A 15,703-nucleotide genomic window follows, 5' to 3' on the forward strand; every position below is an offset into this window, starting at 1 on the left:
CATGAAAGTGGATGTATTAACACTATTCCCGGAGATGTTTGATGGCGTATTCGGAGCAAGCATTCTGGGTAAAGCCCAAACGAAGGGGCTGGTGTCCCTCGGTGCAACCAACTTCCGTAATTATGCCACAAATAAACATAATACGGTCGATGATGCTCCTTACGGTGGGGGTGGAGGCATGGTGCTAAAACCAGATCCGATCTTTGCTGCTGTTGAAGATGTACTGGAGCAACGCGGAGAAGCCGCGGCAACCATGAAAGCTCCACGTATCATTTTAATGTGTCCGCAAGGTGAGACGTTTACACAGAAAAAAGCAGAAGAACTTGTACAGGAAGATCATCTGATTTTTATATGTGGACATTATGAAGGTTACGATGAGCGAATTCGCGAATTTCTCGTGACGGATGAACTATCCATTGGTGATTACGTGCTCACTGGTGGGGAATTGCCTGCTATGGTTGCGATCGACAGCATCGTACGTCTTATTCCCGGTGTGCTTGGCAATGAGACAAGTGCTGTGACGGATTCATTCAGTACTGGACTCCTCGAATATCCACACTACACACGTCCACCCGAGTTTAGGGGCATGAAAGTACCGGATATGCTGTTGTCGGGACATCATCTGAACATTGAGGCATGGCGTAGAGAACAGTCGTTGCTTCGTACGCTGGAGCGCAGACCGGAGATGTTGGAAACGGCTGATTTGACGGATAAAGAACGTATTTGGTTGAAAAAGATACGCTCAAACCGTAAACATAACACAGAGTAAGTATAAGTATCGTATAAACACGTAAATATATCTTTTTATAGAGTTTGAAAAAGCCAACCTTGATACCAAAGGTTGGCTTTTCTTATGTGTTTTGTAAAGAAAGCTGGATATTCAATGGGTTATTCTATAAAATGGAGGTGTATTTTAAAACTCAGTTTCACTAAATGAAACCAAAGGCGGTGTATGAATGACTTACAATATTATTGGTCTTGATCATATTCAGCTCGCAGCACCTGAATCTTGTGAAGCGGAGGCACGTCATTTTTTCCATAAAGTACTGGGCTGGACGGAGATTCCCAAACCTGAAATTCTGAGAAAACGGGGTGGTGTATGGTTCGAGTGTGGTAGACACCAAGTGCATATTGGCGTACAAAAAGATTTTATTCCCGCCACAAAAGCTCATCCGGCTTTTCATGTACAACATTTGGATCAGTTGCGTGATCATCTCATTCATAACCAAATTCATATTGTCGATGACGAAGCAAGGGCAGATGAAGGTGTAAGACGTTTCTATATAAATGATCCTTTTGGCAATCGTCTTGAGTTTTTAGAGTGGGCTTAAAATCATTCGTTTAAATCGTTTAATTACGTAGGCACTTTTTTGCAGCTTTGAACATTTTTGCATGACCACATAATAGGGTTGTAAAAAACAGGGGTTTTCTTTATGGTGAACTCAGCTGGATTTGAATAACAACGATAAGCTGAGGAGGAAGATGATGAGCATTCAGCCTTATGAAATCGCCAGACTAAATATTAGCCAAGCCGGAGAACGCTGCAAAATGCTTTTGGGAGATCTAAACGGGGATAGCAGACTTGAAATGTTGCTGGTACAGGCAGATGGGGGTATAGACGATCGGTACGTCCCGCATCAGGTATGTTGTTTGACTGCATTTGATCTGGAAGGAACATTACTATGGCAGGTCGGAACTCCTGATCCCGATGCAGGGGGTCCGGGTTCAGACTATCCCGCTCAGGTAGCAGATTGGGATGGAGATGGAAATAATGAAGTATTGTGTGTCATGGACAAACAATTTCTGGTGTTGGATGGCCGGACCGGAGAGATTAAAGAAACACGTGATCTGCCAGGTGATGAAGCACATGACTGCATTATTCTCACCAACCTGACGGGTAACCAGCAGAAAATGGACATTATACTGAAAGACCGCTATAAGACGTTATGGGCACTCGACCATGATTTTAATTTGTTATGGAAGCATGAAGGGAATCCGGGACATTTTCCATGGGTATATGACATCGATGGAGATGGGAAAGATGAAGTGATGGCCGGATATGACATGCTGGATCATGATGGGACGTTGTTATGGTCTTGTCATAATCTCGATGATCATGCTGACTGTATATGGTTTAGCGACGTTGATGGTGATGGGGAAGTCGAGATTGTTATCGGTGGCAGTGTTACGGTCATGATGGACCGCTATGGTAATGAGAAGTGGCGTTATGAAGATTCGATTGAATCACAGCATATTGCATTAGGCCATTTTTGTACTGGAATGATAGGTTTACAGATTGCAGGTCTGGACCGGATTGTCCGTGGGGATGAGAATGGTAAGGATGGAATGTTCATGCTGGATAGCGCAGGGCAAGAAATATGGAAAGAAAACCGCACGACTCCTGGCTGGTTAACCATTATAGAGCCTGTATGTAACTGGGATGAAGGTGGACTCGATTATATTTTGGCGTATCGTAGAGGTGGAGATGTGTTGCCTTCTTTGGTAGATGGAGATATGAAAACGGTTACTGAATTCCCGAAAGAGGGATATGCGGTACATGCAGACCTGGTTCAGACGGGGAAAGAACAGATCATCATCTATGACGCAGAGGAAGCAGTGATTTATTCCAGCTCTCCGATGACATTATCACTTACCGATGCAAAAAGAGCCAAGCCACAGCTTAAAAGGCTGTATAACTCGACTCTGTATCCGGGCGGTGAAGTTAAAATCTAGGTTTTACTGGTCATTCTCCGATGCAAATGGTTCGTTCTGCGGACTGGATTCGGGTTGAAGCAAGGTCGCCAAATCAGTACCTGTCGTGACCGTCAAGCGAGGCAGCTTCATGGGATGATCTCCTGGATGCACAAATCCAGACTTTACGGTAAAAGCCATGCGATATCCATGTTGCTGTAACTTGTAGATCATCTGTGTGCTGGTATAACCAAAAGGATAGGCCAAATAAGGTGTGTCTATTCCGGTTTGCTTCATATGCTGGATATCATCATCCAGAAGACTGGTGTCCAGACCGACAGGAACACTGTTACCACAGCGCATAAATCCCTTGTGATGCAGGTTATAGGTATGGCTATTGAATTCAAATACGTCAGTTGCTGCCTGCATCTCTGGTTTGGAGATGAAACTGTTAATGGCGGGCTCAAATTCCGAAGGTTGATCTTGAATTTTACTGCCTATGACAAACAGCGAGGCATGAAAATTATATTTCTGAAGCACAGGGTAAGCTAAAGTATAATTGTTCTGGTATCCGTCATCAAAGGTAATTACAATGGACTTCTGTGGCAGGGAAATCTTCCCGCTAACATATTGTTCAAGCTGATTCAATGTAATCGTGCGGTAGCCTTCATCATGCAGGTATTTCATATTTTGCTCAAAATCCTCCAGATTAATGATGGATTTATTATCTGTCTCGTGATTATTCAGTTTGGGCTCTATGTAATGATACATCAGCACAGATTGGTTAGAGAAGTCAGTGTGTGACAGCTCGAACGCTTTGCGTTTGACTATGTCCCAGGATGTGCAGGCTTTGTGTGACAGTGCATTCGTTGGGTGAGTTACGGCATATGAATATAGTGTAATGGAGCATGTGAGCATGGCGAGTAGGGCAAGTGTGATCTTTTCCAATATTTCATAAGTCTTGGGATTCTCCTTTTAAAGTGGTCAATAAGTTATATCATAGACGATATTACTACACTGGAAGTTACAGTATTTTTTCCTGTATCAGGTTGACTTGCAGATGAGAGCGTTGATTCACTTTCCATACGGGAGAATGTATTTTAGAATGAAGTTAACATGTGATGGATGAGTTTCAGAGTGGCAGATTGAACAATAGGCATTTGTTTAATTTCTCTTGTGTTTTGATATGCTGCGTGATACAATAAGTCTGTTATGTGGAATACGGCGGTCCTCTATGGATGATGAAGGAGACAAGGTGATCTCTGGAAGAAGTATGAACGCCTGTATGGAAGGAGGGAGTCATAGATGAATATCGTTCAAGCGATTACACAAGAACAACTTCGCAAGGATCTTCCGAGTTTTCGTCCTGGTGACACTTTGAAAGTGCACGTTAAGGTAATCGAGGGAACTCGCGAGCGTATCCAATTGTTCGAAGGTGTTGTGATTAAACGCCGTGGTGGTGGAATCAGTGAGACTTTTACAGTTCGTAAAATTTCTTACGGTGTAGGTGTGGAAAGAGCTTTCCCGCTTCATTCCCCTAAAATCGATAGAATCGAAGTGGCTCGCCGTGGTAAAGTTCGTCGTGCGAAGCTTTATTATCTTCGTGAACTACGCGGTAAAGCAGCGAGAATTAAAGAAATTCGTTAATATAACGGATACCGGGAAGGGCTTGGAGACAAGCCCTTTTCGTTTTTGTCCGGGAAAAGTTGAACCGGAGGTACACTTCCGAGTAAAATGGTATGGCAACACATGCGGGGAATAGTCCGGGAGGATTGTAAAATCAGTTATTGAAGTGCGTGTTCAAAAGACCGGTTTCAGTACCGACTTTTTGAACAACCTCTTGAAGGCATTTGAATTGTGGATTAAATGTACTGTAATGCTTGGTGTAAGATTACATAACTGATGTGAATGTTTTGTATCCATCCATTGAGTTATTGGAACGATACAGAATGCTGGATGTGTGTACTGCTATAAACATGTACTGTGAAGAGAGGAAGATCTTGAATGGAACAAGAAGTTCAACATGACCGGGGCAATCCTGCCGAAGAGAAAGATAGTCGATCCAAAAAAGCCAAAAATGAAATTGTTGAATGGCTTAAAGCCATTGTTATCGCATTAGTTCTCGTCATTCTCATTCGGTGGTTGCTCTTCAAACCGTTTGTTGTGGACGGTCCGTCCATGCAGCCGAACTTTGAAACGGGTGAACGTGTGATCGTCAACGAAATCTTATATGATATCAGAGAACCGAAGCGCGGTGAAGTTATCGTCTTCCACGTACCATCCGAAGGTCGAGATTTCATTAAACGTGTTATTGCTGTAGAAGGTGATACCGTTGAGGTTCAAGACGATACCGTGATGGTTAACGGTAAAAAGGTTGATGAAACGTATATTCAAGGAGCCATTGATGCAGCTGAAGCAAATGGTGGAACCTATAACGTGAAGGATTTCCCGAATGAACAGTTCCCTGATGGCAAAGTGCCGGCAGGTCATGTGTTTGTCATGGGAGATAACCGTCCAAATAGTACAGACAGCCGTATGATCGGTTATGTTTCGTTAAAAGATATTATTGGTCGTGCAGATGTGATTTTCTGGCCGATCGGTGAGATTAAGTGGATCAACCACTGAAATTGAAGTAAATAATGAGGTGAAGACAAGTTGACGATACAATGGTTTCCAGGTCATATGACTCGAGCCAGACGCCAGATTCAGGATAAGTTAAAGCTCATCGACGTGGTCATCGAACTATTGGATGCCCGTCTGCCTGTCTCCAGCCGTAATCCAATGATTGACGAAATATTGCTGGATAAACCCCGGATGATTTTGTTGAACAAATCGGATTTGGCAGATGCAAAAGTGACGCAAGAATGGATTGAATATTTCAAAAAAGAAGGAATTACCGCTTTTCCTGTAGATGCTTCGACGGGAACCAATGTTAAAGATATTCCCGTGCAGGCCAAGCTTCTTCTTAAAGAAAAAATTGACCGTCAAATTGCTAAAGGGATTAATCCTCGTGCGGTTCGCGGGTTGATCGTAGGGATTCCCAATGTAGGTAAATCAACACTGATTAACCGACTGGCTGGACGGAGTATTGCGTTAACAGGAGATCGTCCTGGTGTGACGAAGGGGCAACAGTGGATCAAGGTAGGCAAAGAAATGGAGTTATTGGATACTCCAGGTATTCTTTGGCCTAAGTTCGAAGATCAAAATGTAGGTTATCGTCTTGCCGTAACTGGTGCGATCAAAGAGGAAATTTTGAATGCAGAGGATATCGCCTTTTTTGGAATCAGTTACCTGATGCGTTATTACTGGGACGCCCTTGAAGAGAGATATGGACTTCAGGAGTTCTCCAAGGATGCAGATGATTCAGACAGTGTTATTGCGATTATGGAACAAGTTGGCCGTATACGTGGTTGCATTGTAAGCGGTGGACGCATTGATCTGGAAAAGGCATCACGAGCATTTCTGCGTGAACTACGAGCGGGTAAAATGGGACGTTTCTCTATGGAAGCTCCCTATTAAAAAAAATGGACTCTACACGATGAAGATCATTATCTTTATCTGTTCATTTCATATATACAAGTGCCGAAAGAAGCGGCCGTTACCGGATTACCGGGAGCGGTCGTTTTTTTGTGTATACAAACGTGGAAGTAGAGCTGGAACATACGTCGAAAACGATAAAATGGAAGAGGATTGAAGAACAGTACGCTTTATGGAATTGGCTGACCTATATATCAGGTGCATCAAAATCGTGCTATGATAAATGGTGGTGCAATTTAAATTAGACGAGGTCTGATATATTCAATTTAAACCATCAAATACCGATAAATGAAGACATCACTATCTTTATATTATAAATCTCAAGGAAAAGTTTTACTGAGAGAGACAGGTTGTACAGAACAAAAGACAGAGGATCTACGTCTATATTATAAAAAGTTGTAAGTGATACGTATGCTGAAAAAGCGTGGGTAGAGGAGATGAGCGTTATGGTTGAAAATAATGAAGAGATCGGGTTGAATCTACTGGATACTCCGATTGGACCAAAGAAGAAAAAAGAAGTCAGTGAACCTCGAGATCTGTTGCTCTATGAGCGGGAGTATTGGGACAGTGGATTTGAACGTATTGCTGGTATTGATGAGGTGGGACGGGGCTGTTTGTTTGGGGATGTTGTGGCAGCGGCGGTTATTTTACCGAAGGATCTCATCCTGGAAGGCGTGAATGACTCCAAGAAATTAACGGAGAAAAAACGTGATGCATTATATGACATCATTATGGAAAAAGCGCTGGCGGTAGGTATCGGGTATGCGGATGCAGAGACAATTGATCGGCTTAACATCAAACAGGCTGCGAGACTTGCGATGAAACGTGCGGTTGAAGCATTGGGAGAAACTCCTGATTATATGCTGGTGGATGCCGAGAAGGTGGATGTGAATGTACCTCAACTGTCCATTATTAAAGGGGATGCTAATAGTCAATCGATCGCAGCGGCATCTATTATTGCCAAGGTAACGCGAGATCGGCTGTGTAAGGAAGAATGGGATACGTTATATCCGGAATATGGTTTGTCGATACATAAAGGATATGCAACAAAAGTTCATCGGGAGCAAATTATGGCATTGGGGGCAACCCCGATGCATCGGCGCAGTTTTCTGGGCAACCTGCTTGGAGAGCAGCAATCTTTGTTTTAATACAGGTTTGAAGAAAGGAGGGGGAGAGATTTGAATATCGGTTCCATGATAAAGGGGTTAATGGGAGACAGTAAGCCCGGCAATGCCAAACCGCTTGAATTAAAGGAAGGTCAGGTGGTTCGTGGCTCCGTCGTTAGTGTATCCGATGATGGGGGAGAAGCAGTTCTGCAGATTCAAGGTGTGCAAGTGCGCGCCAAGTTGGAGACTCCACTCCGTCCGGGTGAGACCACGTTGCTTCAAGTGCAGCCTCCAGGTGAAAATGGCATAACGGTAATGAAACCTATGACGGGTACACTTGCTGAGCTGCCACAAGCTTCGCTGAACAACCTGCTTAAGGATGTAGGACTGCCGGATACAAAAGGGAACCGGGAACTGTTACTTGCCATGCAGCGTAGCGGATTGCCGCTAACGAAGGATAATGTGGCTATGGTCCAGAATATGATGACTGCTAAACCTGCACAGGTACCTGTGGAAGAATGGGTGCAGGCGACGGGAATTGCTTTTCAGCGTGGTCTTCCGGTTACGGCGGAAACAGTAAAAGGATTACACCAGACGGTGTTTGGCCCCCCTCTGCACCAGTTGTTAAGCGGGTTGGCTGACCAGTTGGAAACGATGCTTACTCAAACAACAGGTAAACCGGTATTGCCTGGAGAGCAATCTGCTGCCATGAAACCAGCTGTTGTGGCTGGTGTACCCGTCGTGCTGAATGGAGCACACATGGAAGAAGGATTGGCTGCATCAGGCAACGGTCGTCAGGTGACTGGAACGGGAACACCTGCTTTGTCAACGCAACAAGGACAAGCGGCGTTGGCAGGTGCTATATCCATGACGGATGGCGGGGCAGAGGATGCAGGTACTGCGGTGAAAGGAAACGTGCAAACCGGCGGAGGCACCGGAAATGCTGAAGCTGGGGCAAAGGCAGTTGCCAGCAACGTTGAAACGGCTGGCAAAGGGGGTGCAGGTATTCCGTCTGGAACTGGAATACCTGGAGAGAGCCCGCGCGGGGCTGACGCGGGGCAGGCTGGGAGCCGCCCGGGTACATCGGGGGCGGCTACTGAATCTGTGGCTGGCCGTGCAAGTGCAGGCCAGCCTGAAACAGGCGCGGCCGGGCGGACTGACGGCCGCGCTGAAACGCCTGCTGCTGCGGGGACGCCGTCCGCAGCAGGCCAGGCGGCGCCAGCAGCGCCTACGGCAGCGCAGCTGGCGCCCAAGTTGCTGGCGCTGCTGGACGCCCTGCGCAGCGCGTCCACTGCCGCACAGGCCGCCCCTGCATCGCAGGGCGGCCAGGCGGCTGCGGCTGCCGGAGGCGTGCCGCAGCCGTTGCCAGCCGGCGCTGATGCGCCGCCGGCTGGCGGTAGTGCCGCAGCACCTGCGGGAGCTGCGGCAGTGCACGCGCCTGTCACCCACGAGGGGGACCCGTGGGTGGGGCGCGTGCTGAAGCTGCTCGGTGCGGAGCACGAGCAGCAGGCCGTTCACGGCGCGGCAGTGCAGCCGCGCGTGGGGGATGCGGCGAGTCCGGCGAATGCGGACACGCTGAAGGGCTTGCTGCTGCAGCTCGCCAGCAGCGAAGGTGCACCCGCGGCGCTTAAGGATGCCGCCGGACAGGCCGTGCAATATCTGACAGGTCAGCAGTTATTGCTAACGACAGATCGCAGTGCTACATTTGCACAGATGCACTGGTTTATTCCGATCACTGGACCGGACGGGGAAGAAACGGCGTCTGTTCAGATTCAGTCTCGCAGAGGTCAACGTGGGGAACTGGATGCCTCCAATTGCCGTCTGTGGTTTGATCTGGACATGAAAAGTCTTGGGCCTACTCTGGTAGATGTCCATGTGGTTAATAACATTGTCAGTCTGCGTGTATTAAATGATCGCGAAGGAATGGGACCGCTTCTGGAGAGCGGACGAGAGGTGATCCATCAGGCATTGGACAAGCTGGGCTATCAACTGCTGACCTTCAAGGCGGAACCGTGGCCTGCGGGCCAGGAACCGGGCGCGGAACGAAAAACGCGGGCCTCGGACTATAGTCCTGAACGATACAAAGGGGTGGACTTGAAGGTATGAAAGACGAGTCGTCACAACCGGACCTGCTCTCCAAAAAGGCGGTTGCCCTAAAATATGTCCCTGGAGAGAGCGAAGCGCCTGTTGTTGTAGCCAAGGGGCGCGGCAAAGTGGCAGAAGCCATTCTTGATAAAGCCAGAGAAAACGGCGTGGCTGTTCAGGAGGATGCAGCACTTGTGGAGGTGCTCTCCAAGTTGGATCTGGATGAACAGATTCCGGCAGAACTGTATCAACTGGTCGCAGAGGTGCTAACGTACGTCTACCGTGCAGATCGCATGGCCTCAGGACGTGAGGAAAATGAGTCATGGTAGAACGTAGATTGGGTCAGGAGCCAGGATTAAAGCTCACACGACAGCAGAAAGGCCGATTAGGTGAAGAGGCTGCCTGTCAATGGTTGCGAGAGCACGATTATCGAATCATTAGACAGAACTGGCGTTGCCGTAGCGGTGAGATTGACATCATTGCTTCCTACGAGGGCTTGCTTGTCTTTGTAGAAGTAAGAAGCAGAAGTGGAGCCGCTCAGTACGGTACACCTCAGGAATCGGTTGATATGCGTAAAATGCAGCAGGTACGTTCAACCGCATCCGTGTATTTGCAAATGACGGGAGAGACGGAACTTCAGATCCGTTTTGATGTAATTGCCGTAATGCTTGATCAAGCAGGAGAGATTGTCTCTGTGAATCATATTGTTAATGCTTTTTAAAAATTACACTAGAAGTTATTGCTATATTATGCGATACGTAATGTATCTTTTTAATGTGAGTCGGTCAGTGATTTCGAAGTACAAGTTTAATTATGTCTTATCTTTGCATTCGTTTTAGTTTTAAAATTAGTTAATATACTAAAGCTGTAGTTCCTATTTATACAGGAGCTGCGGCTTTTTTGATTTAACTATGAAATCAAAAAACAGAGGTTAGAGCATTGATAATAAAATCATCGTATTTCAGAAATTTATAGATACAAAATGTATCATTTGTAATAAACTAAGAAAGTTGAAATTTAAAGAGAGGTTGGTGGGATGTATGAAAGAGCTTCAGAATACTTCGAACAACACAGTAAAACAAGTATGGGAGTGCCCTCAGATGGAAGTGCTGGATATCAGCGAGACCATGAACGGTGGACAGGGGATTTGGCAATATGTTTGGGACGGAGAATTCTGGAAGCTTGAACTTATGGTCAGTTAATTTTAAGAGGCTAAAGAGGAATGTTTGATCAATAAAATAAATGGTGAGGTGTAGTGAGAAGATGCAGACAAGTATCAAATGGATAATTCGACTAAGTACACTATCTTTATGTTTCATTTTGTTTGGAATCATGTATTCCGGAGTTTCTTATGCTACTGAATCTGACAATGCGGTTAGTGTGTCAGGTAAAGTGATTGATCGTCAGGGATTGCCTGTCAAGGACGCCACAGTCAAGTATTGGCTTGATTATGGGAATAAGGAACACAGCGTGGAGACAGATGAGAGTGGGAATTATCGTATTATTGAATCCGTTGAGAACTATACTGTATTTACCTTTTCAGTTGAAGCAGAGGGGTATGTGCCGTATCGACATTACACTTCCTATAGTTTAAGGGGGGGAGAGCAAATACAACTTGATTTTCGTATTTATGAGCCATCCACGATTGTAGGAACAGTCAAAGATCAGGCAGGCAGACCGGTTCCAGATGCTCGTATAAAAGTAACAAGTGTCTTTGATCGTATAGTGAAAACTGATCAGCAAGGTCGATATGCGGTTACAGGAATTGATTACGCCTATAATCCGAACATTGCAATATGGGTAGATGCCGATGATTATATGTTATATGAACAGGATCGCTTGGGTGTCCGGGAGGGAGGAACCTTGAGAATGGATGTTGTTTTGGCAGAGGCGGCACACGTGCGGGGAAAAGTTGTAGATGAGTCGGGCAATCCAGTAAGTGGGGCTAAAGTTAATGCTGGAGGTTCGGCAACAACAGATGCTCAAGGCAACTATTTAATAAAGCGCGTACCAACAGGGGCTAGAACGATAACGGGAGAAGCAGCAGGATATCTAAAAACGAGCCTGAGCGTTACTCTTGTAAAAGGAGATCATAATACGTTTAATATCGTACTTAAGAAGGATGCAGATATTACACCTCCAGTAACCAAGTACAGATTAGTTCCTATTACAGATACTGTGAACGGGAAAATATACATCAAAGGATTTACATTCAGACTTCAGGCAACAGACGAAGTCAAAGGTTCGGGCGTAAAAACAACGCAATATCGAATCAACGGGGGAGAATGGAAAAACTATGAAGGACCCGTCAAGTTTTATGCCCCTGATGTCAAGGTGGTAGAGTACTATAGTACAGATGTTGCAGGTAACCAGGAGAAGTACAACAAAATGGATTTTATTAATGGCACATTTGAAGGGAATGGCACGTTTGAAGGGGAGAGTTACGACGATTGATTACTCGTTGATATGATATGTGAATCAATAACATGAGAATAAAAGACGGTTCTGACTTTATGATCCCTCGTGGTGAATCAAGATTCAGAGTCGTCTTTTCTGTTGGAATGACCCTAACGGTACTGACCTTTGCCTCCCCTTTGAATCTCGTGATCAGATGGGTGTATAATCAAGAAGGTAAACTGGTATTTTATTATGTCATAAAGAAATTATATTGAATGTACAAGGCCGCGAATCACTATTGCGGTTGCAAATGATTTTATAAACAGGAGGTACGGCCGATGAGTAAAGCTACGAAAACAACAAATGAAGTCAGAAATGCGATTCAAAACCGTCGTACGGTGAAAAAATTCAAAAAAGAAGCTGTTCCTACACAGCAGATTATAGATTTGCTGGATACGGCAGTCTGGGCTCCTAACCATAAACTGCGTGAACCTTGGAGATTTTTGTTGTTTACCGGAAATGGACGGAAGAAACTGGCGGAGGCTATTGATGCAGAAATGGGAGAAGACAACAAATTCTCACCCAATATTATGCAAGTTCCATCCGTTATGCTTGTTGTGCTGGAAGAAGATCCAAGACAGAATATCTGGGACGAAGACTTCGCTGCGGTTAGTGCATTGGTTCAAAACTTTATGCTTGCAGCCTGGAGTGAAGACATTGGAACGTTCTGGGTGACCAAGCCATTTTTGTACGCTCCCAAATTCCGCAAATCGCTTGGAATAGAGGCGGGAGAGAAGATTGTAGGCATGATTTATATGGGTTACCCTGATGTTATTCCTTCTGCCAAAGAACGCACACCAGCCAAGGACAAACTCACTCTTTTTGAATAATAAATTATTGTAGACCTTAGCTATATAAGATCCCCTTACGTTTACAGGGGAAATCCACGTACAAGTACCTTTCTTCACAGAAGAGAAGGGCTTGTACGTTTTTTTGTCATGTTGGTGTATCCGCATTGTAGAATCTGCATAAGGAATCCTTCTCGATTTTCCTCTGATGTCCGCAGTTTCATGCCCATTTCACTGCCTTTGGGTAAATCGGCCTGTTCTTTCCTCCATATGCTTCTAAAATAGATTAAGATCCAATTGACGATACTGGATGGCTTCAGCCACATGAGCTGTCACAATTTCACCTTCATGGTCCAGATCGGCAATTGTCTGTGCCATCTTGATTATCCGATCATGTGCACGCATGCTCAGGTTTAACGTTTGCAGCGTTTGCTCTAACAGCTGCTCTGCCTCTTGGGGGAGATGGATCGTTCGTCGCAAAAGCGTGCCCGAAAGCTGGCTATTCCAACGAACCGAACTTTTGGCATAACGTGTAGCCTGAATTTGATGAGCGTGGATCACTTTTGCCTGCATTTCTTCAGAGGAAGGGGAAGCAGCAGACTTGCGCCACTCGCCTGGTGGAGGAACTTCAACCTGAAGATCAATGCGGTCCAGCAGTGGTCCTGAAATTTTGGCTCGGTATGCGGCAACACGGGCTGGACTACATATGCAGCGTTGCTCCTCCGAATGAGCGGACAAATAACCGCAGGGACAGGGATTCATGGAACATGCAAGCATGAATTGGGCCGGAAAGGTGAATGCAGCGCGAGCCCGACTAATTGTCACTGTGCGATCCTCTAACGGCTGCCTTAATACCTCCAGCACTTGGCGCTGGAATTCAGGTAATTCATCCAGAAACAATATGCCCCGGTGGGCAAGGCTCACTTCACCCGGTTTTGGGATACCACCGCCTCCAATCAGACCAGAGGTGGATATCGTGTGGTGAGGAGAGCGAAAAGGTCTGTCTGCAATCAGGCCTTGAGGCGCTTCTTTCAACTTGCCTGCGGCACTTAATACTTTGGTGACTTCCAACGCTTCATCTTCTGACAAAGGAGGAAGGATGGAGGGTAGACGTTTGATTAACATCGTTTTGCCCGTGCCTGGCGGTCCAACGAGCAGTATATTATGCATGCCGGCTGCAGCAATCATAAGCGCGCGTTTTACATGATGCTGCCCCAGAACATCGCTATAGTCATCTGCAAATAATGGTGTTTGTCTTGGCTTCCTATCCGCCATCTTATGAGTCTTATCAGTTATAGGAGCAGCAAGGTGTGCATAATTTTTCAACACGACTGGTCCTGCATTCGAATTGTTTGGTATTCCCACTGAACTAGAGGGTTGATCTGGGTTTTCCGGAGCAATATCCTGTAAATGACGAATGCCAAAAACCTGGATACCTCGAATCAGTGACGCTTCCTCCACGTTATCCAAAGGTAGGAGCACGGACGTAAAGCCTTGTCGTTTGGCCAGATCCACCATGGATAAAATGCCCGGCACGGACCTGATCGAACCGTCCAACGCCAGTTCGCCAACCACTAGTGTCCGTTCCTGGGGAGGAAGTACAAGCTGGCCGCTTGTCATAAGTAAACCAATAGCGATAGCCAGATCAAAGGAAGATCCTTCCTTTCGCAGATCAGCGGGGGCCAGATTGATTGTGATCCGCTGTAAAGGATACTGATATCCGCAGTTTTTAATCGCTGCACGAACACGTTCAACGGCCTCACGAATGGCTGAATCCGGTAAACCGATGATGGATGTCTGTGGCAGACCATTGGATAAATCGGTTTCCACCTCGATCAGAACACCATCGATTCCGTACAAACACGCACTGTGTAATTTTCCGTACATAAAAAAGAAACACCTCACTCGATTCTTGACTCCGCATAATACGGGCCAGTCTACGAATTAAGGTGCTTCCTCAGCTTCTATTAGCATTTTATATAAAAGGAATCATGGAGTCAACCTGTCATTATCATTGCTGTAGTCATCTTTCCTGATCCCTGAATTTTATTTCTGGAAGGAAATCATTAAATAGCTTTGCGAACATGGTTACGTATAAACTTTCATTATGTTTATTAAATTTAGCCCGAGAAAGCGTGAATCTGTTCGATGGACTTATCTATTATTGTTGTTAAATCATGGGGATGAACTGCTGATTATCTAATTATATTTATGTTTTACACAATCTAATTTATCATAATTAAATTGAATAGTAAAATCATTTGTGCTCAATTATTCTGTTTTTTTTCTATTTTGTGATAGTATAGATCTATAGTTCCCGTATTATTAGGAATAGATTGCACAATAGGCAGGTGAGAAAGACATATGCAGACTGACAGTTTGAAGCTGGATAACCAATTATGCTTTGCCATATATGCTTGTTCACGTGAGATTACGAAGATGTACCAGCCTTATCTGGAGGTACTTGGCGTAACGTATTCCCAGTATTTGGTGTTGATGGTTTTGTGGGAACGTGAAGAATGTACGGTTAAGGAGATCGGGGAGGCTCTCTATCTCGATTCGGGAACGTTGACACCACTTCTCAAACGTTTGCAGTCAGCAGGACTTATTAATCGCGAACGCTCGGCTCAGGACGAACGAAAAGTATTAATTACACTAACCGACTCGGGTCGTGAGTTGCGGAACAAGGCATTATCCATACCTGAATCCATTCAGGGAGATGCGTGTTTGAACAGTACAGAGTTTGAAACATTGCTGGGTCAGTTCAAAGGATTGCTGGAGAAAGTTCACGAAACCAACACCAACGCAGCCAAAAAATAAAATGTAGTTTTACATCAAGGAAACCTCAGTTTTTATCTGGGGTTTTTTCCATATATACCCAAGCATTCACAATATGGGATCATACTCATATCAAAATACTGTCTATTAACCATTAGTTTTTTAAGGAAAGCGTTTTAAAAACGTGTTACAATGAATTGGGCTTGAGTGAAAATAGTCAACATTTGTCTTTTGTTAGTCTACCAACCCGCCTTGTTGCAG

General features: G+C 45.3%; 16 protein-coding genes. 14 read left to right on the forward strand and 2 right to left on the reverse strand.

The genetic code is table 11. From position 1 onward, the window contains the following. Position 1: 1 nt before the first annotated feature. The 3 genes from trmD to MKY95_RS11970 all read left to right on the forward strand — a co-directional run bounded on the left by trmD (position 2) and on the right by MKY95_RS11970 (position 2,733). Positions 2-769, forward strand: coding sequence for a tRNA (guanosine(37)-N1)-methyltransferase TrmD (gene trmD, locus MKY95_RS11960; protein ID WP_036609453.1), 768 nt, complete (start codon positions 2-4; stop codon positions 767-769). A 187-nt stretch (positions 770-956) separates the two neighbouring features. Next, the gene (locus MKY95_RS11965) at positions 957-1,331 is read left to right on the forward strand and encodes a VOC family protein (RefSeq protein WP_036609452.1); all 375 of its coding nucleotides are present in this window, start codon (positions 957-959) and stop codon (positions 1,329-1,331) included. A 154-nt stretch (positions 1,332-1,485) separates the two neighbouring features. After that, positions 1,486-2,733: a hypothetical protein gene (locus MKY95_RS11970; RefSeq protein WP_076326824.1), complete on the forward strand. Its 1,248-nt coding sequence runs from the start codon at positions 1,486-1,488 to the stop codon at positions 2,731-2,733. Positions 2,734-2,736: 3 nt separating this feature from the next. On the opposite strand, the gene MKY95_RS11975 is transcribed toward MKY95_RS11970, so the two are convergent. Beyond that, a complete protein-coding gene (locus MKY95_RS11975; protein ID WP_235200753.1) occupies positions 2,737-3,639 on the reverse strand; it encodes a polysaccharide deacetylase family protein in 903 nt (300 codons plus the stop codon). Between the two features lie 357 nt (positions 3,640-3,996). Between MKY95_RS11975 and rplS the strand changes: the two genes are divergently transcribed. From rplS to MKY95_RS12025, 10 genes are all read left to right on the forward strand, one after another. Then, complete coding sequence (gene rplS, locus MKY95_RS11980; protein ID WP_017689212.1) at positions 3,997-4,338, forward strand: 50S ribosomal protein L19; 342 nt, start codon at positions 3,997-3,999, stop codon at positions 4,336-4,338. 357 nt (positions 4,339-4,695) lie between these two features. Further along, positions 4,696-5,316: a signal peptidase I gene (lepB, locus tag MKY95_RS11985; protein ID WP_036609449.1), complete on the forward strand. Its 621-nt coding sequence runs from the start codon at positions 4,696-4,698 to the stop codon at positions 5,314-5,316. Between the two features lie 30 nt (positions 5,317-5,346). Continuing rightward, positions 5,347-6,210 carry a ribosome biogenesis GTPase YlqF gene (gene ylqF, locus MKY95_RS11990; RefSeq protein WP_017689210.1) on the forward strand — a complete coding sequence of 288 codons (864 nt, stop codon included), beginning with the start codon at positions 5,347-5,349 and terminating at the stop codon, positions 6,208-6,210. 464 nt (positions 6,211-6,674) lie between these two features. Continuing rightward, positions 6,675-7,376, forward strand: coding sequence for a ribonuclease HII (locus tag MKY95_RS11995; RefSeq protein WP_083669772.1), 702 nt, complete (start codon positions 6,675-6,677; stop codon positions 7,374-7,376). Positions 7,377-7,436: 60 nt separating this feature from the next. Beyond that, a complete protein-coding gene (locus MKY95_RS12000; RefSeq protein ID WP_339198903.1) occupies positions 7,437-9,440 on the forward strand; it encodes a hypothetical protein in 2,004 nt (667 codons plus the stop codon). After that, complete coding sequence (locus tag MKY95_RS12005) at positions 9,437-9,748, forward strand: EscU/YscU/HrcU family type III secretion system export apparatus switch protein (protein ID WP_036609395.1); 312 nt, start codon at positions 9,437-9,439, stop codon at positions 9,746-9,748. Before MKY95_RS12000 ends, MKY95_RS12005 begins: the two co-directional genes overlap by 4 nt. After that, positions 9,742-10,140, forward strand: a complete 399-nt coding sequence (locus MKY95_RS12010; protein ID WP_076318519.1) for a YraN family protein — start codon at positions 9,742-9,744, stop codon at positions 10,138-10,140. Before MKY95_RS12005 ends, MKY95_RS12010 begins: the two co-directional genes overlap by 7 nt. 319 nt (positions 10,141-10,459) lie before the next feature. Next, positions 10,460-10,621 carry a paeninodin family lasso peptide gene (locus MKY95_RS12015; RefSeq protein WP_127543787.1) on the forward strand — a complete coding sequence of 54 codons (162 nt, stop codon included), beginning with the start codon at positions 10,460-10,462 and terminating at the stop codon, positions 10,619-10,621. Between the two features lie 61 nt (positions 10,622-10,682). After that, the gene (locus MKY95_RS12020; protein WP_339198908.1) at positions 10,683-11,873 is read left to right on the forward strand and encodes a carboxypeptidase-like regulatory domain-containing protein; all 1,191 of its coding nucleotides are present in this window, start codon (positions 10,683-10,685) and stop codon (positions 11,871-11,873) included. A gap of 281 nt (positions 11,874-12,154) precedes the next feature. Next, positions 12,155-12,706, forward strand: a complete 552-nt coding sequence (locus MKY95_RS12025) for a nitroreductase (RefSeq protein WP_338708461.1) — start codon at positions 12,155-12,157, stop codon at positions 12,704-12,706. 234 nt (positions 12,707-12,940) lie between these two features. Here the strand turns inward: MKY95_RS12025 and MKY95_RS12030 are convergent, their stop codons facing one another. Then, positions 12,941-14,551 (reverse strand): YifB family Mg chelatase-like AAA ATPase, encoded by a 1,611-nt coding sequence (locus MKY95_RS12030; RefSeq protein WP_339198911.1) that lies wholly within the window; start codon positions 14,549-14,551, stop codon positions 12,941-12,943. Between the two features lie 477 nt (positions 14,552-15,028). On the opposite strand from MKY95_RS12030, the gene MKY95_RS12035 reads away from it, so the two are divergent. Beyond that, positions 15,029-15,484, forward strand: a complete 456-nt coding sequence (locus tag MKY95_RS12035; protein WP_036609387.1) for a MarR family transcriptional regulator — start codon at positions 15,029-15,031, stop codon at positions 15,482-15,484. The last annotated feature ends 219 nt before the right edge of the window (positions 15,485-15,703 follow it).

Origin of the sequence: Paenibacillus sp. FSL P4-0176, from assembly GCF_037975265.1 — a bacterium.
Classification (GTDB): Bacteria; Bacillota; Bacilli; order Paenibacillales; family Paenibacillaceae; genus Paenibacillus; species Paenibacillus amylolyticus.